Below are 24,013 nucleotides of genomic sequence, written 5' to 3'. Positions count from 1 at the left end.
GTGGGAGAAACGTTAAAAGTCGCGATGCCGAAAGGGCGCATCTATACGAAGGCAGCTACGCTCTTTCGCCAAGCTGGATTAGCTATTCCGCTAGAAGTGGATGAATCACGAAAATTGGTAGTTCCACTTCCTGAGTTCGGGATGGAGTTTATATTAGCCAAGCCAGTGGATGTGCCTACCTATGTTGAATACGGTGTGGCCGATATTGGTATTGTAGGTAAGGATGTTCTGCTTGAAGATAGCAGGGATGTATATGAGTTACTCGACCTAGGTATCGCGCGTTGTCGCATGTCCGTTATTGGCCTACCGAATTGGCAACCAGGTATACAGCAACGTGTAGCTACGAAGTATCCTAATGTTGCTTCGCAATATTTCCGTGAACAGGGGCAACAAGTTGAGGTTATTAAGCTGAATGGATCGATTGAGCTAGCACCTTTGATTGGATTGGCTGACCGGATCGTGGATATGGTAGAAACGGGACAGACCTTAAAGGATAATGGCCTGGTGGAGATGGTGAGTATTTTTGAAATTACGAGTCGACTCATCGCTAACCGTGTGAGTTATCGGATGAAGAACACGCAAATTCAAGCATTGTGCGATCTGCTCGAGAAAGTGATCCCTGTGCCAGAATTAAAGATAAAGTAACTGATGTAAGTTCGAGTTCAAAAAATGACTTTTTAAACTTCCTTTGTGAGAAATGAATAAATCGTGTGTTAGTGGTGGGGAGGGAAGACTTGGGATGAGAATTGTACCGATTCAGGAGTTTAATTTAAAGCGGGAAGTAGATTACGGTACCGAGGAACAGAATGCAGCAGTCAAGCAAATCGTGAGCGATATCAAGGATGAAGGAGATACCGCGTTACTACGTTATACGGAGCTGCATGATCGGACTGTATTATCTACTGAACAGCTTAGAGTGACGCAAGAGGAACTTACCGCGGCATATGAACGTGTGGAGCCATCCTTTGTGGAAGCCATTGCAGCTGCGGCGGCGAATATCCGGGCCTTTCATATGAGAGAGAAGAGAAATTCATGGATGGACCTTCAACCAGACGGAAGCATATTGGGTCAAATTATCCGTCCTCTCAAACGTGTAGGTGTCTATGTGCCGGGTGGTAAGGCAGCTTATCCATCATCTGTACTTATGAATGTGATTCCAGCTCAAGTGGCTGGCGTGCCGGAGATTGTTATGGTTACTCCACCGGGAACGAATGGTCAAGAGGGAATCGATCCTCATATCCTTGTTGCTGCTGCTGAAGCGGGTGTGAATGAGATTTACCGTGTGGGAGGGGCGCAAGCGATTGCTGCTTTAGCTTACGGAACGGAAACGATTGCTCCAGTTGATAAAATATGTGGGCCCGGCAATATATATGTTGCTCTTGCGAAACGTGAAGTGTACGGCGTAGTCGATATAGACAGCATCGCAGGACCGAGTGAGATCGTCGTATTAGCCGATGAGACGGCTGACCCTGTCTATGTTGCCGCTGATCTGTTATCGCAGGCAGAGCACGATGAGATGGCTTCAGCCATTCTTGTGACGCCATCACAGGCATTTGCGGAAGCGACGTCAGCAGAAGTAACACGGCAATTAGCTTTGTTGCCTCGTCGAGATATCGCAGGTGCATCGATTGAGAACAATGGGGCGATCCTTGTGGTGGAATCTATAGACGAGGGGATCTCTGTTGTGAACCGTTTGGCTCCTGAACATTTGGAGATCGTTGTGCCGGATCCGATGGCTTATGTAGGTCGTATTGAGAATGCAGGGGCTATCTTTCTAGGTCCTTACAGCTCCGAGCCAGTGGGTGACTATTTCGCAGGGCCTAACCATATTATACCGACGAATGGGACAGCTAGATTCTCTTCACCTGTGGATGTCGATGACTTCATTAAGAAATCAAGCATGATTTATTATAGTAAGGAAGCATTGCTAAAGAACGGTGCCATGATTATGGAACTGGCACGACATGAAGGGTTTGAAGGCCATGCACGAGCGATCGAAGTACGGCTTGAGAAGGAAGGAAAGGTAGGAGTTAATGAACATGACGAACAGTAATATGAGTGAGAGCTTACGTGAGGCAAGTGTCAGTAGAAAGACGAATGAGACGGATATCAAGCTTTCTTTCTCGGTAGATGGTAGTGGGGTTTCGGAGTTAGAGACGGATGTTCCGTTCTTGAATCATATGTTAGATTTATTCGCGCAGCATGGACAATTCGATCTCTCGGTGAAAGCGCTGGGAGATATTGAGATTGATGATCACCACACCGTGGAGGACATTGGCATTTGCTTAGGTCAGACGCTTCGGGAAGCGTTGGGTGATAAGCGGGGCATTAAGCGCTATGCTAGCGTGTTCGTACCGATGGATGAGGCTTTGGCACAAGTGGTTATTGATATTAGCAATCGTCCCCATTTCGAATACCGCGCGGAGTATCCTTCGACACAGGTGGGTAGCTTCACGACAGAGTTAGTGCATGAATTTCTATGGAAGTTAGCGCTTGAAGCTCGCATAACCTTGCACGTCATTGTTCATTATGGACAGAACACGCATCATATGATCGAAGCGGTGTTCAAAGCGCTAGGACGTGCGCTTGATGAAGCGACGAGCATTGATCCGCGGGTTAAGGGTGTACCTTCCACGAAAGGTGTGCTGTAATCCGTGGCCATCGCGATTGTGGATTACGGGATGGGCAACCTCCACAGTGTGAGCAAGGCTGTTGAGCGTCTCGGTTATGAGGCGCTCATTAGCGGTGATGAAGGTGAGATTCTAGCTGCAGATGGCGTGATCTTGCCTGGTGTCGGTGCCTTCGCTGACGCTATGGAGCATCTGCAAGAGAGCTCGCTCGATGCGACGGTGCAGAAGGTTGCAGCAAGCAAACAACCGCTACTAGGCATCTGCCTAGGCATGCAGCTGCTGTTCAGCACAAGTGAAGAGCATGGCATCCACGGGGGTCTGGGTATTCTGCCTGGCTCTGTGGTGAGGTTCGCAGGGGGCGATTATAAAGTACCACATATGGGTTGGAATAAGATTCAGTATAAGGATCAGAATAATCCGCTTTTCACGGGACTTGATGAAGGTTATGTCTACTTCGTACATTCCTATCATGTTCTTCCGGAAGTGAAGAGCGATCTATTAGCAACAACGGATTATAATCAGTCAGTAACGGCTATTGTAGGCCGCGATTCGGTCTTTGGCATGCAGTTTCACCCAGAGAAGAGCGGAGACTTTGGAATGAACTTATTGCAGAATTTCCTTAAGATTACGGGGAGCCCTTTGAAGGGATCTATTCTTTGAAATATAAGAAAGTATAAGTTTCACCAATATAGATTACAAGAGAAAAATGGGGGTCACGAAAGATGTCATCTTTTATTATCTATCCAGCGATTGATATACGTGATGGGAAATGTGTGCGGCTGATACAAGGGGATTACAATCAAGAAACGGTCTATAATGATAACCCATTGAAGGTAGCCAAGGCATGGGAGGAACAAGGCGGAACGTACATACATCTAGTGGATCTGGATGGAGCGAAGGCGGGTCATCCTGTTAATGACGCGATCATTGGCGCTATCGTCAAGGGAGTGAATGTGCCTGTTCAAGTTGGAGGCGGATTACGTACTCTTGATGACGTGAAAAGGTTGTTAGCGCTTGGTGTGAGTCGGGTCATTATTGGAACCGCAGCGATTGAGGATCGTCCTTTTACAGAAGCTGTTCTAGGTACGTACGGTGATAAAGTAGCTATCGGAATTGATGCGCGAGATGGGTATGTAGCTACTCGGGGTTGGCTAGAAACATCCGAAGTGAAAGCTGAGGAATTGGCTAAGGAATTAGCATCTAAAGGTGCAGAGACATTTATCTTCACAGACATTTCGCGGGATGGCATGATGCAGGGGCCAAACGTTGAGGCGATTCGTTCTTTAGCTGTGAGCAGCGGTCGTACGGTGATTGCTTCAGGAGGCGTTACGGTGTTGGACGATCTTCTTAGTCTAAGTGCCTATTATCATGAAGGAATTGGCGGAGCTATCGTAGGTAAGGCACTTTACACGGGCAATATTGATCTAGAAGAAGCGGTGCGAGCAGTTAAGAAGCAGGGCTAGTGAGTAAAGAGATTAAGGGCATGGGATACAGTGAATTTATAGGTAGAGGGGAAGAGAAATATGCTAGCTAAACGTATCATTCCGTGTCTGGATGTGAAGGACGGTCGGGTAGTGAAGGGTGTTAACTTTGTCAACTTGCGTGATGCGGGTGATCCGGTGGAACTGGCGGCGCTGTATGACCGTGAGGGAGCAGATGAACTTGTATTCTTGGATATTTCAGCCTCAGTGGAAGGTCGCGCAACGATGGTCGAAGTCGTTAGGCAGACTGCAGGTGAAATTTCAATTCCATTCACAGTAGGTGGAGGAATCTCACATGTGGATGATATGAAAAGAATTCTACGTGCTGGAGCGGACAAGATCGGAATTAATACGGCCGCGGTGCTCAATCCACAATTGATCTCTGAAGGGGCACGTCGTTTCGGATCTCAATGTATCGTTGTAGCGGTCGATGCCAAGTACAATGAGTCTTGGGGCGAATGGGAAGTATACACGCACGGTGGGCGTACAGCTTCGGGTATTCGGGCTTTATCATGGGTTAAAGAAGCGGAATCTTTGGGTGCAGGTGAGATACTACTCACGAGTATGGATGCTGATGGTACCAAGGATGGATTCGATCTTCCTCTCACGTCAGCTGTATCTGGAATTGTAGGAATTCCTGTGATTGCTTCAGGTGGAGCGGGTACGACAGATCACTTCTATGACGTATTTACAACGGGCAAAGCTGATGCGGGATTGGCAGCGACTATTTTTCACTATAAAGAAATGACGATTCATGATTTAAAAATGGATTTAAAGCAAAAAGGGGTGGAGATTCGATGAGTAATAGCCTAAACTGGGAGCAAATAAAGAATGATATTCGCTTCGACGAAGCGGGTCTAGTACCTGCTATTATACAAGATGTAACGACCAAAGAAGTGCTAATGATGGCCTATATGAATCTTGAATCGCTTAAGCTTTCAGTTGAAAGTGGAGAGACATGGTTCTGGAGTCGTTCTAGACAGGAACTATGGCATAAAGGGGCAACTTCAGGAAATACACAACGTATTACCTCGTTAAGCTACGATTGTGATGGTGATACTTTACTGATTCTAGTGAAGCCTGAAGGTCCTGCTTGCCACACAGGCAAAGTAACTTGTTTCTTCAATGAAGTACCATTGGAGAAGAAGGAAGATCTTCCATCAACAAGTGCTAATCAAACTTCTGATCGTTTCGCTGTACTGGCAGAGTTGGAACAGATTATTTCGGATCGTGAGAAAGAACGTCCAGAGGGTGCATACACTACGTATTTATTTGAAAAGGGTGTCGATAAAATCCTTAAAAAAGTAGGAGAAGAAACTGCAGAGGCGATCATTGCTGCGAAAAATAAAGATAATGATGAACTACGCCTTGAAGTAAGTGATCTGATCTATCATCTGCTTGTACTTCTTGAAGAACGTAAGCTGCCGTTAGATGACATCATGACCGAGCTTAGCCTGCGCCATGAGCGGCCAAGACGTGACTAGAGGAGGGATTCGATCATGTTGATCGATTATCATACACACCATGCCCGTTGCGGACACGCGATCGGAGAACTGGAAGAATACGTTCTGAGAGGGATCAAGATGGGTCTATCTCAGCTTGGTCTATCCGATCATATGCCGCTGATTCATGTTGATCCTGCCACGTATTATCCAGAGATGGCAATGCCTATGGACGAACTCCCACGCTACGTAGAAGAGTGTCTTGCCCTGAAGGAACGTTATAAGGATCAGATCGATATTCGCATCGGCATTGAGGGTGACTATATCGAAGGATATGAAGCAGAGATCGAACATATCATTACATCCTATCCATGGGATTATGTGATTGGTTCTGTCCATTTCCTCGGAGAATGGGATATTAGTGACTATCGCCAAACCCATCATTGGGAAGGAAAGAATATTATTACTGTCTATGAACAATACTATGATGCTGTGAAGAAAGCAGCAGCAACCGGATTATATGACATTATGGGGCATATAGATGTCATTAAGCGATTCGGCTATCGCCCTGCACTGGATAAACAAAGTGAGGTAGAAGCGTTGGAGAATTCGGCACTTACGGCGGTGTTGAACAGTGGGATGGTGATGGAACTGAATGCCTCTGGCTTATCTAAAGCTTGCGAGGAGATGTTCCCAAGTAAACGGATGGTGACGGAGGCCTTTAGGCTTGGGATTCCACTAACGATCGGTTCTGATGCACATGATCCGTTGCGACTTGGCGAGCATCTAGATCAGGCTCGTGCTTTACTATGGGATGTCGGATACCGACAATTATCTGTGTTCGATAAGAGGAGACGGAAAGAGGTACCTTTTGAAATCTAGCATAATCCTGTATACTACATATACATATTGATTAACTCAAGTCTATAAGAGGTCATTCAAAAAAGTCATCTTTTGATCACGCCGGTGTTGAAAAGCTGGCTTTTTGAAAATATAAGAAAGTATAAGTTTCACTTGATACTCTATTTCTTATATTTCGGCAGAGACGGATACCGTCCTTCAAAAGGACGGCATAGCCGTTTCTGCTTGACGCTCATTATAAGTGGCTTGAAATCGGGAGGATACTATGCAGCATAAGATGCTTGTGTTTACTGGATCATCGAATCCGAAATTAGCAAAGGATATTTGTAGTAAATTAGGCGTGGAATTGGGAAGTGTCAAGCGTTCGCGCTTTCAAAGTGGCGAGATTTATGTCAACTATGAGGAAAGCATTCGTAACTGTGATGTATTCTTAGTCCAATCGCTTTCACATCCGATCAACGATATGTTTGTGGAATTGCTTGTCATGATAGATGCAGCGAAGAGAGCCTCGGCTCGTACGATTAACATAATAATACCTTATTACGGATATGCACGACAGGAACGCAAATCGGCTCCTCGTGAACCGATATCTGCTAAGATGCTGGCGGATGTGCTAACAACAGTTGGAGCTAATCGAGTCATCACGATAGATTTACATGCCCCAGCTATTCAGGGATTTTTCAATATACCAGTAGATCATTTAACTGCACTAGATCTAATTAGCCAGTACTTGAGAACGAAGAATATTGTTAACCCGGTTATTGTATCTCCAGATGCTGGACGTGCTTCCATGGCAGAGAAATTAGCGAATCAATTAGATTCTCCGTTTGCTATTATGATTAAGAAGCGCCCTTCACACAATGAATCTGTGATCACACATGTGATAGGTGATGTTAAGGGGAAAACACCGATCATTATCGAAGACTTAATTGATACAGGCACAACGATTATTAATGTGGTAGAAGGATTGAAGGAACGTGGGGCAGAAGATGTGTATGTCTGTGCTACGCACGGTCTTTTCTCAGGTAATGCGCTAGAACGTTTGATGCATCCTAATATTAAGGAGGTTGTCGTGACAGACTCCATAGCACTTCCGGAACAATACGTAGATCGGATAAAGGTTCTATCTGTGGCACCTATGCTTTCTCAGGCGACTCGTATTATTATAGAAGGTGGATCCATCGCTACGTTGTTTAAAGACTCCGGCATTTAAATATGCGGTGTCTTTTCTTCGTTTTATCAACTTATGGTATAATATGATAGGTAAAAGGTTAGAAGGAAAAGGAGGTGCCTTGGTTCAATGAATGAGGATAAACAACGGGCTAAAGTCCTATACAATAAAATAATACCTGTCCATCTGGATGCGAACTTTTTCTTCGAAAGGGCTGTACGTTCGTTAGATCGCAATCATTATGACAAGGCATTGAGATATTTCGGAAAAGCAGTAGAGTATGAACCAGATAATCCAGTAAATCATTGCAATGTAGCCGGAGTCATGTCGGAAATGGGTGATTATGCGGGATCTAATATCGTATTATCTCAAATTATTGAGAATATTGATCCAAATATGACGGAATGCTACTTCTATATGGCCAACAACTTTGCCAATATGGAAAATTTCGAAGAAGCCGAGAAAGCAATAGTTAGCTATCTAGAGGAAGATGGTGTTGGTCAATTTCTGGAGGAAGCAGAAGAAATGATGGATCTGCTTTTTCATGAATTAGATCGTCCTACGAAGTTGACCCGGATCAAGAGTCGTGAAGGAATGGTGGAGCATGAACATGCTCGTACTCTTCTGGAAGAAGGTAAGTTCGCTCAAGCTGTAGAATTATTAGAGCAAATAGTGGAGAGCAATACGGATTTCCTCGCAGCTCGTAATAATTTAGCATTGTCCTATTATTATGTAGGCCTGTTTGAGAAAGCTAAGATAACGATCCAAGAAGTGTTAGAACAAGACCCAGGGAATCTACATGGGCTTTGTAATTTGGCTATTTTCTACCAGCATGAGAACGATATGACGCAGTTGCTTCCACTTTTGCATATGCTGTCGGTCACGGTTCCCTTCCATCAGGAGCATTTGTTTAAACTTGCCACAACGATGGGTATATTAGGTCAACATGAGCAAGCCTATAGACACTTTCGTCGTTTGTTGAAGGATGAGGAATTGAACTGGGACCCAAGCTTGTACCACTACTCGGCTACAGCTGCTTTTAACTGTGGAAGATATGTGGATGCAGAGAGATATTGGAGACATGCTATCAAGATAGATCCTCTTTCTGAGGTTCCAGAGTTTTATTTATCCCAGTTGCAAGAGTTTCAAGAAGGAATAACGAAACAACCGAAAATTAGTTACCATTATCATCTCCCTTTTGAGGAGCAGATGAAGCAATGGGAACAGAACGATGAAGGAATAACGGAAGAAATTATACAGAATCCATTGATTCGATCATCCTTCTTCTGGGCACTCCGACATGGCGACACAGCGACTAAACTGCAAGTTATTCAATCTTTCGCTTTGATCGCTGATGAAGAGGTAAAGCAGGTATTGGAAGCTCTGTTGCTAGAGCCGGATGAAGATATCGTTATAAAAGAGGCAGCTAAGCTTGTTCTTCAAGGGATGAATGAAGAGACTGTAATAGATTCATCTTCTGCTATAGAGGGGTTAATGCCATCTCTACACATTGTAAGAGAGCTTTCTTCTTCGGACTGGAATGATCCTTCAAGTACGGTTGTTGATCGAACGCTCGAAATGATGGATTATGTAGGGGATTTAGCTCAGCAGCAGGATGTTCAGAGCTTATGGACGGAGTTCTTGCATAAAAGTTATCCCGATACGCCGGAACTTGATCATACGGAAGCTTGGTCAGCGGCGCTTGAATATTGGGCATCCAAAATGTTGGGGCATCCTACCTCATATCAGGAAGTTGCTCGACGCTACGGTCTTTCCGCTTCTACCGTTAGTCGGTATGCACGTCGTATGGATAGCATTTGTCATATGAAAGGTAGGAACGGATAGAGGACTATTTGGATGATGTATCATCAAATCCTAGGGCGATAGAGCCTGATCATTCGTCATATATTATTTTATAGGAGGTTATATAAATGTATAAATCAATCGTTATTGGAACAGGTCCTGCTGGATTAACAGCAGCTATTTATCTTGCTCGCGCGAATATGAAACCACTGGTTATTGAAGGGATGCAACCAGGGGGTCAATTGACAACAACAACTGAAATTGAGAACTTCCCAGGATTTCCAGATGGAATTATGGGACCTGAATTGATGGACAATATGCGGAAGCAAGCAGAGCGTTTCGGAGCCGAGTTTAAGTCAGGTTGGGTAGAGAAGGTAGATCTGTCTAAACGTCCGTTCAAAGTTCAAGTTGATGGAATGGGAGAGTTATTGGCTGAGACTGTCATTATTTCCACAGGAGCTTCAGCGAAGTATTTGGGTATTCCAGGTGAACAGGAGAACATCGGACGCGGTGTCAGCACATGTGCAACATGTGACGGATTCTTCTTCCGTGGGAAGAAGATTATTGTCATTGGTGGCGGTGATTCTGCTATGGAAGAAGCGAACTTCTTGACTCGTTTCGGTTCGAGCGTAACGCTGGTACACCGTCGTGAAGAGATGCGTGCTTCGAAGATTATGCAAGATCGTGCACGTGAGAACGAGAAGGTTCTATGGGCATTGAACCGTACGCCACTGGAAGTAGTTACTGAAGGTATGGGTGTTAAAGGACTGAAAGTTCTTAACAATGAGACCAATCAGGAAGAATTAATTGAAGCAGACGGAGTGTTTGTAGCGATTGGACATACACCGAACACACAATTTCTGGACAATCAGATCACGACAGATGACGTAGGTTATATCATCGTTAAGCCAGGTACGACAGAGACGAATATACCGGGTGTATTCGCATGTGGTGACGTTCAGGATGTTCGTTATCGTCAAGCCATTTCTGCAGCGGGTACAGGCTGTATGGCAGCGATGGATGCAGAGAAATTCATAGAAGGTAATATGGTTCATGACTGGAGCGAGTCTCTAAGTAAGTAAATAGTATATTCGACAGCAATGACCCGACGGAGGGATTTCACCGTCGGGTTATTTGTGTTAAGTTGGCAAGCGCTTCACTCATGAGAGGGAAGGGCTGAGGGAGAAATAGCTGCATAAACTGCACTTATTTAGAGGGAAAAGTGATCTGAAAGGAGAATAGTTGCAAAAAGGACAGTTAAAAGTGGGGATATGATGAAAAGAGAAGGTTTTCAAGTAAATAGATGTACTCTGTACAACTAAACCCAACACTAACGAAGATAAATCGGATATAAGTGTACTCTGTGCAACTACTGTAGTGAACGGAGAAGGCTGATGTTAATCTACAACCAGCCCTTTTCCTCTGCTAACCGAATGGCCTCGATCCGATTTCTAGCATCAAGTTTATTCAAGGATTCGGAGATATAATTGCGTACCGTTCCATAGGAAAGATGAAGCATAGATGATATCTCATGGGCAGACTTCCCTTGGGCAGACAGCGATAGAATCTCTCGTTCACGAGCATTAAGAGGGTTCTTGTCCTTTATCGTTCCGAATATAAGTTCCGGGGAAATCTCCCGATGACCGACCATGACACGACGAATGGACTCTGCCAGTTTATCGATAGGTCCATCCTTTAATAGATAACCTTGAACATCTGCCTTTACTGCGCGCTCGAAGTAACCGGGACGTGCAAAGGTAGTCAGAATGATAACTTTACAGGGCGAACCCTGCCCCTTCAACTGTTCAGCAACGTCCAAACCGGTCATCAATGGCATTTCTATGTCAAGCAGACAGATATCTGGTTGAAGAGAGACGATGAGTGACAGTGCCTCTTTCCCATCGGAAGCTTGGCCTACTACTTCGATATCGTCTTCTAAATCTAATAGTAAGGCTAATGCACCGCGGAGCATCTGTTGATCTTCGGCTAGAAGAATTCGTATCATGCGCTCCCCTCCTCTTGTTGATCCTTGATTATAATAGGAATAGTGATGGTCAAAGTAGTGCCTTTCACAGAAGATACTTCTAACGAACCCTCAATTAAAGATAGCCGCTCAGCCATCCCATTCAATCCGTTTCCATCATGATGATCTTCGCGTAAACCTATTCCATCATCACTAATGATGAGTGTGACGTAAGCCACCTCTTGTTCAATACGTACTGTACAGTTTTTTGCTCGGCTATGTTTTACAATATTGGTTATTGCTTCACGAAGGCATAGGCTGAGAATGTTCTGAGTTAGATCTGGTACCCCAGCAAGCTTAGCGTCCCCTTCGAAATAAGAGATGATATCGGCATGCTCTAGGATGACCTGTACCTCCAGTAGTTCCTCGGCGACTGTAACTGCGCGCATATCCGACACAAGTTCGCGAACTTGTCGGAGAGCCGCTCTTGCTGTTCGCTCAATCTCCTTGGCCTCAAATTGTGCACGATGAGGATCTTTGGTAATTAGCCGGTCGACTAACTGACTTTTCAATGTAATCAAAGACAACGTATGACCTAATGTGTCATGTAGATCTCTAGCAATACGCATGCGTTCTTCACGCTTAACGAGTTCTTTAATATGTTCATTAGCTTCATCTAGCTTCAACTCAAGTTGCTGGTGCTTATTCATCGACCTTATTCCAAAAGGAGACATGATCATAATGACAATAAAAGGGAAAAGGAATAAGTATTCCCTAGGGTGACGTTCACCTATATTTAATATTATCGGTACAATTTCGATAATCGCCAAAGAAATTAAGGATATCTTAAACTTGACCGAATTGGTGTAATATCCAATAAAATTAGCGGTGAAGAAACCCATGAATAAGTTGTAAGGGTTATAAAGGGAGCTGAGAATAAAGATAATAACCATCTGTAAGGCAATCCAATATGAAAAGGAGCCATGCTCTGAAGCGAAATAGAGTTGTCGATAGGAGAGTGCAAACACTCCAATCATCAAATAGCCCAGTATCATCTTTAACCCATGCTCCTGTGCGGTATTGATGATAGGTAGGAAGATGTAGATCAGCCAGACGTATGGATAGAATCCTAGTTTTTTAGGAAATAGCTGAAATTTCTCTTGCATAATAAAGTCTACACCACTTCCTGTTTTTTACGAATATATGTCGATAGTACCATAAAGAATATGAGGTATCCTAGCAGAATGAGTATGTTTTCTAACGAAGGATGATGTCCACGTATAATCTCCCAAGCTCCATTCCCAAAGCTATAGGCAGGGAGCCAATGACTAATCGTTTGTAATAATTGCGGGAAAGAATCCATAGGAAACCACATTCCCCCTACGATAGCCAGTATCATATAGGTCGCATTACTAACGCCACTAGCTGTGTCCACTCGTTTCATTGTCCCGATTAATGTCCCTAGCGCTAGGAATGGCGCACAAGCTACTAATATCCATAGTCCACTGTAAATCCACTGTGACGGAGATAAGGACACGCCATTGATCAAATATCCTGCACCAAAGATAACGACAATAGAGAGTAAATGCATAACGGATTGCCCGAACATTTTACCGAAGAAATAGACGCCCTCGGGTAGTGGAGTAATTCGCATAAAGGTGGACCAACCATGAACTCGTTCCTGAACGATTCGAATCCCTAAAGTCATGATAGATGAGCCCATCACACTAAATGTGGTCATAGACATCAAGTAATGAGCTTGCCATAGCTGATTATCATCGGTGTTGGTGTTTACAAGCCGAGTAAAGATGAAATAGAACAAAATAGGCATGATTAAAGACCATCCTACAAAATAGGGATTACGCAGAATTCTTCTCATTTCAGCCTTACACTGCATGATGATCATGTACATAATTAATTAGCCTCCCCTTTAATATCAAATTCAGGTTGTGACGTTAACTGTTCGAAGGCATCGTCAAGGCGACCTTGCTCGACACGAATATTTTTAACCGCGTACTTGTGTTCAAAGATGGATGCTAGAACGCTATCTGTATCCTCAGTAACTGTATATATCCGACCCTCTTTTTCATAAACATCACTAACATGAGGCAAATTGAGGAGTGCTTCACGTAGATGAGGATCATCTGATTTAAAAGAGACAGAGCATGTCGTCAATTTGGATTTGATCTCGTCAGGGCTGCCGTCAGCAATGATCACACCTTGATTAAATAAAATGACTCGATCTGCAAAGTCCTCAGCTTCTTGTAGGTAATGGGTAGTAAATAAGATGGTTTTTCCTAGTGTAGTCAGTGTATGAACTTTATCCCAGAACAAGCGACGAGCGGTAACATCTAGACCTACGGTGGGTTCATCGAAGAAGATTAGATCAGGATTTCCAGCAAGAGCGAGGGCGAAGCCGAGTTTTCGCTTCTGACCACCAGATAACTTCGTTGCGAATCGATTTAAGTCTTCCTCTTTCAGACCGGTTAATGGTGTCAATTGGCTCATATCAAGAGGATCTGGATAATAACTACGAATTAATGTAATAAGTTCGCGCACCTTCAGGCCATCCATAACACTAACTTCTTGAAGCATAGCCCCAATTCTCTTACGCACCTCTATATCTTTAGGGTTCTTACCCATCACACGTATGGATCCTTGGCTGGGTTTAATCAGTCCCAACATCATAGATAGAACGGTTGTCTTACCTGCCCCATTAGGACCGAGAATGGCAACGATGGAACCCTTCTCAATAGTAAGGGATACATTATCCACGGCTTTCTTATTTCCAAATAACTTGATGACATGATTCATTTCCATAATAATATCCATCTTGATATCCCTCCATTGGCATTCAGAATTGCGCTTTATTTAATGATAGGGAATTATTCGAGCTCTGGTTAGTAAAAACTGTCACCTATTGAAGATGACAATTGTCATGAATAACCTACCAACAAGCGTTTCGATAGTAGCTTACTTCTCTTGACCAGATAGAAGGCATCTATTATAGTGGGTACGTAGGCTCAAAAATATTGTAGATTGATAAAGGTGGCTTGTAACATGTCTGAAAGTATCTATGTTGGTGTGGATTTAGGCGGTACGTCGATTAAAGTGGGCATTTGTAATCAAGAGGGGCAGCTTCTACTAACACATGAAGGACCCACGGAGACTGAAAAAGGTGTTCATATCGTCGTTGACAATATTGTAAAGTATGTGCACGAAATTGTAGAGAAATCTCCATATGATTGGGATCAGCTTGTAGGTGTGGGAGCAGGGGTTGCTGGCTTCACGAATGTCGTTGAAGGAATTATTATCCTTGCACCCAACATAGGCTTTAGAGATGTTCCAATACGTTCTCTTCTAGAGGAGCGTCTAGGCAAGCCAGTCAAAATAGATAATGACGCTAACGTCGCAGCATTAGGAGAAGTATGGAGCGGTGCGGGACGTGGGGTAGATAACTGTATCTGTTATACACTTGGTACTGGAGTGGGCGGAGGCATTATTCTGAACGGAAATATTTATCAGGGATTCTCTGGGATGGCAGGAGAGATTGGACATATTTCAGTAGTGCCTGATCTGGAAGCTATTCAATGTGGATGCGGCAAAAAGGGTTGTTTAGAGACAGTATCATCGGCAACAGGAATTATTCGTATGGCTAACGATGCGGTAGCACGTGGGGATCGTACCACACTAGCTACTGTAGAACATATGACTGCAAAGGAAGTGTTCGATGCAGCCAAGGCAGGGGATGAAGTCGCTGTTCGTATTGTGAAACGTGCAGCCTTTTATTTAGGGAAATCGATGGCAATTGTTGCGGCAGTATTAAATCCAGAAGTGTTTATTGTGGGTGGAGGCGTTGCTTATGCAGGGGATATCCTCTTCAATGAGATACGTGAGGTATATGCCAAGTTAACACCGGATCCGTTACAACGGGGTGTGTCCATCCTACCAGCTCTACTAGGCAATAATGCGGGCGTCGTTGGGGCTGCAGGTCTGCTTCTTCGTTCATAGGCATTGTCTTGTTTTATTACCAGTCATAAGCTTGTTAAACTCATAGACAAGGGAGGGAAAGCTGATGCTGGAGAAGGACATAACTGCACCGGCGACGGCAACTCTGATTATTATTACAGGGATGTCCGGTGCGGGAAAGACACTTGCTGTACAAAGCTTGGAGGATCTTGGTTTCTTCTGCGTGGATAATTTGCCACCCGTATTGATCCCGAAGTTTGCAGAACTTATTGAGCAATCCAATGGGAAGATAGCTAAGGTTGCTTTAGTGATTGATCTACGTGGACGTGAATTTTTTACCGCTCTATCTGAATCATTGGCTTATATTAAAGAGCATTTCACGATGGGATGCGAGATTCTCTTCCTAGATGCGATGGATTCTGTCCTAGTGCAGCGATATAAAGAGAGTCGGAGGCGCCATCCATTGGCTCCAGAGGGGATGCCACTTGATGGAATCCGACTGGAACGTAAGCTGTTAGAGGAACTAAAGAATTCGGCAACACAGTTGATCGACACGAGTAGTATAAAGCCTGGGAAATTGAAAGAGAAGATTATTTCTCGTTTCTCTCACCTGGAACCTAATACGTTGTCTGTCAATATTACATCTTTTGGATTTAAATATGGTATTCCGATTGATGCAGATTTGGTATTCGATGTTAGGTTTTTGCCGAATCCGCATTATGTTGATCACTTGCGTCCACGTACGGGACAAGACAATGAAGTGTATGATTATGTGATGAAGTGGGCTGAAACCCAATTATTTATTAGTAAGCTGTTGGATATGCTCCATTTCTTAATTCCGCAATATCATAAAGAAGGTAAGAGCCAAATCGTTATCGGCATCGGATGCACAGGTGGCAAGCATCGCTCTGTTGCTATTTCTGAGTATTTAGGGAAGATGCTGGGTACCAGTGAGACAGAGAACGTCTCAGTTATCCATCGCGACTCTGATCGAGACCGTGATTGGCATTAATGGGGTGAAGTGTAATGGAAGTAGCAGGACAGACAAGTGCGCGTCCTCGAATTGTTGTGATGGGTGGAGGCACTGGATTATCCGTCATGCTTCGGGGATTGAAAGAGAAGCCGCTTGATATTACGGCTATTGTCACGGTAGCCGACGATGGTGGAAGTTCAGGCATTCTTCGAAATGAATTACAGATGCCCCCGCCGGGAGATGTTCGTAACGTATTGACGGCGCTTGCTGACGTTGAACCACTACTTTCACAAATGTTAAGCTACCGCTTCGGGACTGGTTCGGGACTGGCTGGACATAGTTTAGGTAATCTAATATTAGCAGGAATGACAGATATTACGGGTGACTTCGTATCCGCTGTACGGGAGTTAAGTAGGGTGTTTGCTGTTCGTGGTCGTGTGTTGCCTGCTGCGGGTGTCGCCGTTACACTACATGCCGAGATGGAAGATGGCAGCGTCGTTAGTGGAGAATCCAAAATCCCCGAAGCTGGGAGAAGGATTAAACGTGTTTTTCTTGATCCGGCTGAGGTCGAGCCATTGCCAGAGGCTGTTGAAGCGATTCAGCAAGCAGATGCTATCTTAATTGGGCCGGGAAGCCTGTATACTAGTATACTCCCTAATTTACTCGTTCCTAAGCTTGTGGAAGCGGTCTGTGCTTCAGAAGCGATTAAGATTTTTGTTTGCAATGTCATGACTCAGCCAGGGGAGACCGATAATTATAGCGTGAGTGATCATCTTAATGCGATTTATGATCATGTCGGAGTACATCTTTTTGATTATGTCATTGTAAATAATGGTGAAATTCCGACCCGAGTTCAAGATAAGTATGCTGAAAAGGGAGCAAAACCTGTCCATTTGGACATGGATGCAGTGACGGGACATGGTTATAAGGTCATTGCTGACACACTCGTTCTGTTCCGGACATACCTAAGGCATGATGCTGAAAAGCTAAGCCAGCATATATACCAGCTCGTACAAAATTGGACTTTACGAGAGAGGTGAGTCACTTGTCGTTTGCGGCAGAGACAAAGAAAGAATTGACTAGGGTAGAAGGACATGCTTGTTGCGAGAAGGCTGAATTATCTGCGCTTATTCGCATGAATGGTTCCGTCCAACTATCGAACAAAAAAGTCATTTTGGATATCTCGACAGAAAATGCCGCGATAGCAAGGCGGATTTATACCTTAATCAAAAAGTATTTTCAGGCACATACAGAGCTACTCGTGCGTAAAAAGATGAGATTAAAGAAGAATAATGTCTATATCGTGCGGATACCTGCTCGTGTGCAGGAAATTCTAATGGAACTACATATTGTTTCTGAAGGATTTCTATTCACACAAGAGATCTATTCTGAACTTATCCGTAAGAAATGTTGTAAGCGAGCATATTTACGAGGTGCCTTTATGGCGGGTGGCTCTGTGAATAATCCTGAGGGTTCATCGTATCATCTCGAGATTTATTCGATGTATGAAGATCATTGTAAGGCATTGGTAAAGTTAGCTAACGAATTCAAGTTGAATGCACGCTTTATTGAACGCAAGAAGGGATTTGTACTCTACATCAAGGAAGGCGAGAAGATTATTGAGTTTCTTAGCTTAATTGGTGCACATCAATCTCTGTTCAAGTTCGAGGATGTTCGTATTATGCGAGACATGAGAAATTCTGTGAACCGTATCGTCAACTGCGAGACGGCAAATTTGAATAAAACGATCAGCGCAGCAGTTCGGCAAATTGATAATATTAAGCTACTACAGCGTGAGATTGGCTTAGAACAATTACCTGAGAAGCTACGGGAAGTAGCGGAAGTGCGGTTAATTCATCCAGATATGAATTTGAAAGAGGTTGGCGAGATGCTCAAGGGCACCGTCAGTAAATCGGGCGTTAATCATCGTCTGCGCAAGATTGATGAGATGGCGGATAAGATTCGTAATGCATGAGTTTTTATTCTAGTGTCCTTCATGGTATAATGCTATAATGAATGTATATGAAATGAGAGTAATGTGAATAGATTTATAAATAGGGGGTAAGTTTCCATGACAAAGCACCCGGTAGTTGTCCGTCTGAAGACGGGTCTCCATGCCAGACCGGCAGCATTGTTCGTCCAAGAAGCGAATAAGTACTCGTCTGAAATTTTCGTGGAAAAAGATGATAAAAAGGTGAATGCAAAAAGCATAATGGGGATTATGAGCCTTGCAATCAGTTCGGGAACAGAAGTTAACATTAGCGCGGATGGCGCGGACGCTGAGCAGGCTGTAACCGCTTTAGTTGCTTTAGTAAGTAAAGAGGAATTAGAGAACCAATAAAAGTACTGATATTGGTACTTAAAACAAATAGTAGCTAATCCGCTTTGAGGATTGGCTACTATTTGTTTATGCGGATTTATACTCGTTGAATAGGGCATGTTCATGATTGTGAAAAATAAAACTGAAGTTCTTTGTGACAAGTGCAACATTTACCAATTTTGTACGTCTAAAGGGTAAATAAAGGTAATCGCTTACGGAGTAAACTTTACTCTGTAAAGTTCTAATGTTTATGCTTACGGGGTAAGCTTTACTTCGTAAAGCTCTAATGTTTATGCTTACGGAGTAAGCTTTACTTCGTAAAGCTCTAAGGAGGCGACGGTTATGAAGAAATGGGTAAAGAAGACAGGATTGATCTTAGTTGCGAGTGCATTTATTGTAGGGGTATCTGGAATTAGCAACACGATAGGAGGTTCATCCGAGATCTATGCTGCTGAGGTTCAACGTAATGTGATTAATGTCGTAGGTAAAGGTGAATTATCAATTACACCCGATATTGCATATTTATCCATCGGTGTAACATCACAAGCGGAAACAGCTCAATCTGCTCAGAAAGCGAATGCAGCTAAGATGAAGAAGCTGAATGATTTACTGAAGGATACATGGAAGATTGCTGATAAAGATATTAAGAGTACGCAGTTCTATGTGCAACCTAACTATACCTACACAGAAAAAGAAGGTCAGAAGGTTAAAGGTTACACTGCAAATCATACGATCGAAGTAACGTATCGCGATCTTGCTAAAGTGGGTCAATTGCTAGATGCGGCATCAACTGCAGGTGCGAATAACATTGAGAATGTTCGCTTCTCGATTGAGAACCGTGACCAGTTCGAAACACAAGTGATTGAGAAGGCTATGGCGAACGCTACTCTGAAAGCGGGAGCTATCGCGAAAGCAGCGAATCGTCAGTTAGGTGCAGTTCTCGTTGTTAGTCAAGGAGAAAGTAGTAACCCGATCGTATACGCGCAAAATGAAATGATGATGTCGAAGGCAACGATGGATTCATCAGCTTCAAGTGCTGTTGAAGCGGGAGAAGTGAAAGTATCTACACAGCTTAGTGTTCAATACGAGCTTAAGTAAATGAACGATAAATGCTAATTATGTTTGATTAAATCGCCTTTCTCCGACCATTCCATGTCGTGAGAAAGGCGATTCTTTATTGTCTTTTCGGAGAATATGTTATAATCATCACTAAATTGTGACAGAAGTAGACAGCTTTACGTAGTGATTTATAAAAAAGTGGTTGTACCTTAGGTTGAAAAACGTTATATTGAATATGCGAAATCGGACATTTCTTCAATAAGTGATGATCTGTCATATGACTAAATGAATAGTTTGAATATAAGTAAGCCATACATATGATATGGCTTATTAGAAGTGTTAGATGATATATAGTCGACTTGGTACCATGTTGAAATCGTAGAATAAAAGGGGTTGGTGTTTATTATGATTGAACTCGTTGAAATAGAGAAACAATTTGAAGGGCAAGCAGTAGTACATCCATTGTCTTTGATCATAAAGGAAGGTGAATTCCTCACTTTACTTGGGCCGAGCGGATGTGGAAAGACGACTATTCTCCGCATGATTGCAGGTTTCGAACAACCTTCTAATGGTGATATTATACTTGCTGGGAAGAATGTGACAGACGACCCTCCTAATCTAAGGGATTTGAATTTGGTGTTTCAGCACTATGCTTTATTTCCGCATCTGACAGTCGAAGAGAACATTGCATTCGGTCTAAAGATGAAGAAGATACCGAAGGAGCAACAGAAAGAGCGGATTGCGGAAGCTGTCCACATGACACAGCTAACGGCTCTGACATCGCGGTATCCTCACCAGCTCTCAGGGGGTCAACAGCAGCGCGTAGCTATAGCTCGAGCTATAGTGAATAAACCTAAAGTATTATTACTTGATGAACCTTTGGGTGCGTTAGATTTACAGTTGCGTAAAAACTTGCAAACGGAGCTAAAGCATCTGCAGCGGACACTAGGAATTACCTTTGTGTATGTTACTCATGATCAAGAGGAAGCAATGATGATGTCCGATCGTATCGTTATTATGAATAATGGGCGGGTAGAGCAGATTGGTACCCCTAAAGAGGTATATGCCTCACCGCGAACTCTTTTTGCCGCGACCTTTATCGGAGAGAATAATATTTTCACTTCTTCCGAAGGTTTATTTGCTGTGAGACCAGAGAAATTACGCCCACATCGTAACGTCGAAGATGCGATGAAGACAGGTGTCATTCAGGATGTCCTGTATATGGGAAATGTGCATAAATTAATCGTTGAACTTGACCAAGTGGATACGCAGACCGCTATGAAGGTCACGATTGCACTTGATTTGGCAGATGAAGAATCGTGGCAAGCAGGTGAGCGAATTGGGGTGAACTGGAATACGAAGGATGAGGTGGTGATCTAGCCATGAACAAGTCCAAATGGTTCCTTACCCCCGTATTGATCTGGTTAGGTTTATTCCTAGTCGTGCCGATGATCATCGTTGTGGCCATGTCATTTATGCAACGCGATACGCTGGGTAACGTTGTTTATCAATTTAGCTGGGAAGGCTATAAGACATTCTGGGATTCTCTATATCTAGGAATTTATTGGGATACGATTGTATTGTCGATCGTGACGGTATTAATCTGTCTCATCGTTAGTTATCCGCTAGCTTATTATATAGCAAGTTCATCCCCCCGCATGCAGAATTGGGGGCTGATCTTGATTACGATTCCGTTCTGGATTAACTTCCTTATTCGGACCTATGCTTGGGTGTTGCTGCTTCGAACACAGGGTGTGGTGAACAGTATTCTAATCCATTGGGGATGGATTGATGAACCATTGCAGATGCTCTATACCAAGGGGGCGGTATTGCTTGGTATGGTGTATAACTTTATTCCCTTTATGGTGTTGCCACTATACGTAGCTATCGAGCAGATTGATCGTCGATTGTTAGACGCTGCAAGTGATCTAGGGGCCAGTCGTTGGAAGGCATTCTGGCATATTACATTACCTCAGAGTAAGACCGGCATTATGACGGGATCTGTCCTCGTATTCGTATCAACAGCAGGGATGTTCGTCGTAACGGATATTCTAGGGGGTTCTAAATCCTCGATGATTAGTAACATTATTCAATCTCAGTTCCTCGGGGCACGTAATTGGCCTTTCGGTTCAGCACTCTCTGTCATCTTTATTCTGACGTCGCTTGTGCTGATTGTATTGTTAAACCGAGTGATTAAATCGCGTAGCGAAGTAGTAAAGGGGGGGAACCGATGAAGAAGAAAGGACATCCCCTTCTAGGCATTCATTCGGCCATTATGATGATATTTATTTATGTACCTATACTGCTCGTAATTGTATATTCATTCAATAACACACGACTTAGTGGGGATTGGAAAGGGTTCACCTTTGATTGGTATCTCTCGCTATTGAAGGATCGCCACGTGATGGATGCTTTGATGAACAGTCTCATTGTTGCTGTTGTTTCTACTGTAGTTGCTACGGTGTTAGGAACATTTGCAGCTTTATCCATGCGGGATTTAGGTAAAAGGTTGAAGGTTCCAATGAGTGGGTTGTTGTATATGCCCATTATCATTCCAGATATTATTATGGGATTATCGCTGTTAGTTCTGTTTAGTCAGTTCCAGATTCCTTTAGGGAAGTCTACGGTCATGATCGCCCATATTACATTCAGTGTGTCGTATGTATATGTCATGGTAAGTGCAAGATTTGCGGGAATGGGTAGACAGCTTGAAGAAGCTGCTCAAGATTTGGGCGCTACGTATTGGGAAACCTTTCGTTATATTACATTGCCACAGATTACACCGGGTGTAATCTCGGGTGCGTTGATTGCGTTCACGCTTTCTCTCGATGATTTCATGATTAGTTTCTTTGTTGCTGGACCAGGATCAACGACGCTGCCTATCTACATTTATGGGCAAGTGAAACGAGGCATTTCACCAGAGATTAATGCGCTCTGTACGTTGCTCATTGTAGTAAGCATCATCTTGATATTGTTAGCGCAATACGTATTGAACCGAGGCAAAGGACAGAAGAAGCACAAGTTGTTGCCTTTTTAAAATATAAGAAAGCATAAGTTTTACTTAATACTCTATTCCTTATATTTCCGCTGAAACGGGTACCGTCTTGAAAAAGACGGCATAGCCGTTTCTACTTGAAAAAATAAAAAATGGTTGGATGAAAGAGAGGAGATACGTAACTGTGAAAAGAACTGGATTGATAAGCCTGCTGGTGGCGGGTGTTATGGCAATATCTTTATTAAGTGGTTGTTCTTCTAAGGAAAAGTTGCATATTTACAGTTGGGCAGACAATTTTGATGAATCCGTACTAGCCGATTTCGAGAAAGAATTCAATGTGAGTATCACGTATGATATTTACGCAAATAACGAGGACCTACTAGCTAAGATAAGGGCTGGAGGCGGGGGATATGATCTCATCCAACCCTCTGACTACATGGTAGATACGATGGTCAAGAATAATCTACTCGAACCGTTGGATAAGAACAATATCCCGAATTTCATTCATATTGCGGATACGTTCAAAGATCCAATATTTGATCCAGGGAATCAATATTCTATTGTCTATACTTCCGGTGTAACTGGAATTGCATATAATAAGAAATATATTAAAGAAGCGATTGATAGTTGGGAAGATCTATGGAATCCGGCTTATAAGGGTAAAGTGATACTATTAGACGATAATCGTGAAGTGATTGGAATGGCGCTCAAGAAGAATGGTTATTCCAACAGTTCTACAGATGCAACAGAGATCAAAACAGCAGTAGATGATCTGAAGGGCTTGCTCCCAAGCGTGCTAGCATTCGATACGGACACTATCAAACAGAAGATGATCCAAGAAGAAGGTTGGATTAGCACAGTGTGGTCTGGAGACGCAGCTTTTATCGTAGCTGATAATCCGGATATCGCCTATGTTGTACCTAAGGAAGGTGCTACGATTTTCTCTGATAACTACGCTATACCACTAGGGGCTAAGAATAAAGAGTTGGCTGAGAAATTTATTAACTATATGTTAGATCCGCAAGTGAGCGCGAAGAATTATGAAACGATTGGTTATAGTGATCCGAATACGAAGGCGATGGAATTCCATTCTGAGACCTATCGTAATAACACGATGATTAACCTATCTGAAGATGAATTAAGTCGTACGGAATGGCTGGGTGAAGTAGGTGAAAATGTACAAGTCTACGATCGATACTGGTCCGAGCTGAAAAGTGGAAGAGAATAATATTTTGAATGCATATGTGAGTTGAAGAGTCCGTCCTAAACTAGAAAATTAGTTTAGGACGGACTCTTTCTTTAAATATAAGAAACTATAAGTGCGAGTTCAAAAGATGACTTTTTGA

General features: G+C 43.3%; 25 protein-coding genes. 21 read left to right on the top strand and 4 right to left on the bottom strand.

All coding sequences use genetic code 11. The features are described 5' to 3' along the window. From hisG to trxB, 11 genes are all read left to right on the top strand, one after another. Entirely contained in the window at positions 1-645 is a 645-nt protein-coding gene (gene hisG, locus AC1TO9_RS16400; RefSeq protein ID WP_482056276.1) for an ATP phosphoribosyltransferase, read from the top strand. 94 nt (positions 646-739) lie between these two features. Next, positions 740-2,053 carry a histidinol dehydrogenase gene (gene hisD / locus AC1TO9_RS16395; protein WP_482056277.1) on the top strand — a complete coding sequence of 438 codons (1,314 nt, stop codon included), beginning with the start codon at positions 740-742 and terminating at the stop codon, positions 2,051-2,053. Beyond that, positions 2,034-2,651, top strand: a complete 618-nt coding sequence (gene hisB, locus AC1TO9_RS16390; protein ID WP_482059869.1) for an imidazoleglycerol-phosphate dehydratase HisB — start codon at positions 2,034-2,036, stop codon at positions 2,649-2,651. The genes hisD and hisB overlap by 20 nt, the downstream gene beginning before the upstream one ends. A 3-nt stretch (positions 2,652-2,654) precedes the next feature. After that, on the top strand, positions 2,655-3,290 hold the full coding sequence (gene hisH, locus AC1TO9_RS16385; RefSeq protein ID WP_482059868.1) for an imidazole glycerol phosphate synthase subunit HisH: 636 nt from the start codon (positions 2,655-2,657) through the stop codon (positions 3,288-3,290). 62 nt (positions 3,291-3,352) lie between these two features. After that, entirely contained in the window at positions 3,353-4,093 is a 741-nt protein-coding gene (hisA, locus tag AC1TO9_RS16380) for a 1-(5-phosphoribosyl)-5-[(5-phosphoribosylamino)methylideneamino]imidazole-4-carboxamide isomerase (protein WP_482059867.1), read from the top strand. A gap of 60 nt (positions 4,094-4,153) precedes the next feature. Continuing rightward, positions 4,154-4,912: an imidazole glycerol phosphate synthase subunit HisF gene (gene hisF / locus AC1TO9_RS16375; RefSeq protein ID WP_482056281.1), complete on the top strand. Its 759-nt coding sequence runs from the start codon at positions 4,154-4,156 to the stop codon at positions 4,910-4,912. Beyond that, positions 4,909-5,595, top strand: coding sequence for a bifunctional phosphoribosyl-AMP cyclohydrolase/phosphoribosyl-ATP diphosphatase HisIE (gene hisIE, locus AC1TO9_RS16370; RefSeq protein ID WP_482059866.1), 687 nt, complete (start codon positions 4,909-4,911; stop codon positions 5,593-5,595). The genes hisF and hisIE overlap by 4 nt, the downstream gene beginning before the upstream one ends. A 15-nt stretch (positions 5,596-5,610) precedes the next feature. Further along, positions 5,611-6,435, top strand: a complete 825-nt coding sequence (gene hisJ / locus AC1TO9_RS16365) for a histidinol-phosphatase HisJ (protein ID WP_482056283.1) — start codon at positions 5,611-5,613, stop codon at positions 6,433-6,435. 244 nt (positions 6,436-6,679) lie between these two features. Continuing rightward, the gene (locus tag AC1TO9_RS16360) at positions 6,680-7,627 is read left to right on the top strand and encodes a ribose-phosphate diphosphokinase (RefSeq protein ID WP_482056284.1); all 948 of its coding nucleotides are present in this window, start codon (positions 6,680-6,682) and stop codon (positions 7,625-7,627) included. Between the two features lie 87 nt (positions 7,628-7,714). Next, entirely contained in the window at positions 7,715-9,430 is a 1,716-nt protein-coding gene (locus AC1TO9_RS16355) for a tetratricopeptide repeat protein (RefSeq protein WP_482056285.1), read from the top strand. 86 nt (positions 9,431-9,516) lie between these two features. After that, a complete protein-coding gene (gene trxB, locus AC1TO9_RS16350) occupies positions 9,517-10,470 on the top strand; it encodes a thioredoxin-disulfide reductase (RefSeq protein WP_482056286.1) in 954 nt (317 codons plus the stop codon). 320 nt (positions 10,471-10,790) lie between these two features. Here trxB and AC1TO9_RS16345 read toward each other — a convergent pair whose 3' ends face one another. From AC1TO9_RS16345 to AC1TO9_RS16330, 4 genes are read right to left on the bottom strand one after another with little or no spacing between them, the layout of a single operon-like run. After that, positions 10,791-11,393: a response regulator transcription factor gene (locus AC1TO9_RS16345; RefSeq protein ID WP_482056287.1), complete on the bottom strand. Its 603-nt coding sequence runs from the start codon at positions 11,391-11,393 to the stop codon at positions 10,791-10,793. After that, complete coding sequence (locus tag AC1TO9_RS16340) at positions 11,390-12,517, bottom strand: sensor histidine kinase (protein WP_482056288.1); 1,128 nt, start codon at positions 12,515-12,517, stop codon at positions 11,390-11,392. Before AC1TO9_RS16340 ends, AC1TO9_RS16345 begins: the two co-directional genes overlap by 4 nt. Before the next feature lie 8 nt (positions 12,518-12,525). Beyond that, positions 12,526-13,263: an ABC transporter permease gene (locus tag AC1TO9_RS16335; protein ID WP_482056289.1), complete on the bottom strand. Its 738-nt coding sequence runs from the start codon at positions 13,261-13,263 to the stop codon at positions 12,526-12,528. 2 nt (positions 13,264-13,265) lie between these two features. Beyond that, positions 13,266-14,183: an ABC transporter ATP-binding protein gene (locus tag AC1TO9_RS16330; protein WP_482056290.1), complete on the bottom strand. Its 918-nt coding sequence runs from the start codon at positions 14,181-14,183 to the stop codon at positions 13,266-13,268. A gap of 228 nt (positions 14,184-14,411) precedes the next feature. Between AC1TO9_RS16330 and AC1TO9_RS16325 the strand changes: the two genes are divergently transcribed. The 10 genes from AC1TO9_RS16325 to AC1TO9_RS16280 all read left to right on the top strand — a co-directional run bounded on the left by AC1TO9_RS16325 (position 14,412) and on the right by AC1TO9_RS16280 (position 23,895). Continuing rightward, positions 14,412-15,362, top strand: a complete 951-nt coding sequence (locus AC1TO9_RS16325; RefSeq protein ID WP_482056291.1) for an ROK family glucokinase — start codon at positions 14,412-14,414, stop codon at positions 15,360-15,362. Between the two features lie 64 nt (positions 15,363-15,426). Further along, on the top strand, positions 15,427-16,332 hold the full coding sequence (gene rapZ, locus AC1TO9_RS16320; RefSeq protein WP_482059865.1) for an RNase adapter RapZ: 906 nt from the start codon (positions 15,427-15,429) through the stop codon (positions 16,330-16,332). A gap of 14 nt (positions 16,333-16,346) precedes the next feature. Next, the gene (locus AC1TO9_RS16315) at positions 16,347-17,333 is read left to right on the top strand and encodes a gluconeogenesis factor YvcK family protein (protein ID WP_482056293.1); all 987 of its coding nucleotides are present in this window, start codon (positions 16,347-16,349) and stop codon (positions 17,331-17,333) included. 5 nt (positions 17,334-17,338) lie between these two features. After that, a complete protein-coding gene (gene whiA, locus AC1TO9_RS16310) occupies positions 17,339-18,268 on the top strand; it encodes a DNA-binding protein WhiA (protein ID WP_482059864.1) in 930 nt (309 codons plus the stop codon). Between the two features lie 96 nt (positions 18,269-18,364). Beyond that, positions 18,365-18,634 (top strand): HPr family phosphocarrier protein, encoded by a 270-nt coding sequence (locus AC1TO9_RS16305; protein WP_482056295.1) that lies wholly within the window; start codon positions 18,365-18,367, stop codon positions 18,632-18,634. A 321-nt stretch (positions 18,635-18,955) separates the two neighbouring features. Then, entirely contained in the window at positions 18,956-19,711 is a 756-nt protein-coding gene (locus tag AC1TO9_RS16300; RefSeq protein WP_482056296.1) for an SIMPL domain-containing protein, read from the top strand. A 366-nt stretch (positions 19,712-20,077) separates the two neighbouring features. Next, complete coding sequence (locus AC1TO9_RS16295; protein ID WP_482059863.1) at positions 20,078-21,052, top strand: ABC transporter ATP-binding protein; 975 nt, start codon at positions 20,078-20,080, stop codon at positions 21,050-21,052. A 2-nt stretch (positions 21,053-21,054) separates the two neighbouring features. Beyond that, entirely contained in the window at positions 21,055-21,906 is an 852-nt protein-coding gene (locus AC1TO9_RS16290; RefSeq protein ID WP_482059862.1) for an ABC transporter permease, read from the top strand. Next, positions 21,903-22,709 (top strand): ABC transporter permease, encoded by an 807-nt coding sequence (locus tag AC1TO9_RS16285; RefSeq protein ID WP_482056299.1) that lies wholly within the window; start codon positions 21,903-21,905, stop codon positions 22,707-22,709. The genes AC1TO9_RS16290 and AC1TO9_RS16285 overlap by 4 nt, the downstream gene beginning before the upstream one ends. A gap of 184 nt (positions 22,710-22,893) precedes the next feature. Further along, the gene (locus tag AC1TO9_RS16280) at positions 22,894-23,895 is read left to right on the top strand and encodes a polyamine ABC transporter substrate-binding protein (RefSeq protein ID WP_482059882.1); all 1,002 of its coding nucleotides are present in this window, start codon (positions 22,894-22,896) and stop codon (positions 23,893-23,895) included. Positions 23,896-24,013: the final 118 nt, after the last annotated feature.

This window comes from Paenibacillus sp. Y916, assembly GCF_056786435.1.
This window is presented reverse-complemented; position numbering and strand designations above follow the sequence as displayed.

Excerpts from the sequence above, each read along its gene's own strand:
- AC1TO9_RS16340 (WP_482056288.1), bottom strand. The coding sequence starts at position 12,517 with ATGCAAGAGAAATTTCAGCTATTTCCTAAAAAACTAGGATTCTATCCA.
- AC1TO9_RS16280 (WP_482059882.1), top strand. The coding sequence starts at position 22,894 with ATGGCAATATCTTTATTAAGTGGTTGTTCTTCTAAGGAAAAGTTGCAT.
- AC1TO9_RS16285 (WP_482056299.1), top strand. The coding sequence starts at position 21,903 with ATGAAGAAGAAAGGACATCCCCTTCTAGGCATTCATTCGGCCATTATG.
- AC1TO9_RS16290 (WP_482059862.1), top strand. The coding sequence starts at position 21,055 with ATGAACAAGTCCAAATGGTTCCTTACCCCCGTATTGATCTGGTTAGGT.
- AC1TO9_RS16300 (WP_482056296.1), top strand. The coding sequence starts at position 18,956 with ATGAAGAAATGGGTAAAGAAGACAGGATTGATCTTAGTTGCGAGTGCA.
- hisF (WP_482056281.1), top strand. The coding sequence starts at position 4,154 with ATGCTAGCTAAACGTATCATTCCGTGTCTGGATGTGAAGGACGGTCGG.
- AC1TO9_RS16305 (WP_482056295.1), top strand. The coding sequence starts at position 18,365 with ATGACAAAGCACCCGGTAGTTGTCCGTCTGAAGACGGGTCTCCATGCC.
- AC1TO9_RS16295 (WP_482059863.1), top strand. The coding sequence starts at position 20,078 with ATGATTGAACTCGTTGAAATAGAGAAACAATTTGAAGGGCAAGCAGTA.
- hisIE (WP_482059866.1), top strand. The coding sequence starts at position 4,909 with ATGAGTAATAGCCTAAACTGGGAGCAAATAAAGAATGATATTCGCTTC.
- AC1TO9_RS16335 (WP_482056289.1), bottom strand. The coding sequence starts at position 13,263 with ATGTACATGATCATCATGCAGTGTAAGGCTGAAATGAGAAGAATTCTG.
- AC1TO9_RS16345 (WP_482056287.1), bottom strand. The coding sequence starts at position 11,393 with ATGATACGAATTCTTCTAGCCGAAGATCAACAGATGCTCCGCGGTGCA.
- AC1TO9_RS16355 (WP_482056285.1), top strand. The coding sequence starts at position 7,715 with ATGAATGAGGATAAACAACGGGCTAAAGTCCTATACAATAAAATAATA.
- hisD (WP_482056277.1), top strand. The coding sequence starts at position 740 with ATGAGAATTGTACCGATTCAGGAGTTTAATTTAAAGCGGGAAGTAGAT.
- AC1TO9_RS16330 (WP_482056290.1), bottom strand. The coding sequence starts at position 14,183 with ATGGATATTATTATGGAAATGAATCATGTCATCAAGTTATTTGGAAAT.
- AC1TO9_RS16325 (WP_482056291.1), top strand. The coding sequence starts at position 14,412 with ATGTCTGAAAGTATCTATGTTGGTGTGGATTTAGGCGGTACGTCGATT.
- hisB (WP_482059869.1), top strand. The coding sequence starts at position 2,034 with ATGAACATGACGAACAGTAATATGAGTGAGAGCTTACGTGAGGCAAGT.
- trxB (WP_482056286.1), top strand. The coding sequence starts at position 9,517 with ATGTATAAATCAATCGTTATTGGAACAGGTCCTGCTGGATTAACAGCA.
- rapZ (WP_482059865.1), top strand. The coding sequence starts at position 15,427 with ATGCTGGAGAAGGACATAACTGCACCGGCGACGGCAACTCTGATTATT.
- AC1TO9_RS16315 (WP_482056293.1), top strand. The coding sequence starts at position 16,347 with ATGGAAGTAGCAGGACAGACAAGTGCGCGTCCTCGAATTGTTGTGATG.
- AC1TO9_RS16360 (WP_482056284.1), top strand. The coding sequence starts at position 6,680 with ATGCAGCATAAGATGCTTGTGTTTACTGGATCATCGAATCCGAAATTA.
- hisA (WP_482059867.1), top strand. The coding sequence starts at position 3,353 with ATGTCATCTTTTATTATCTATCCAGCGATTGATATACGTGATGGGAAA.
- hisJ (WP_482056283.1), top strand. The coding sequence starts at position 5,611 with ATGTTGATCGATTATCATACACACCATGCCCGTTGCGGACACGCGATC.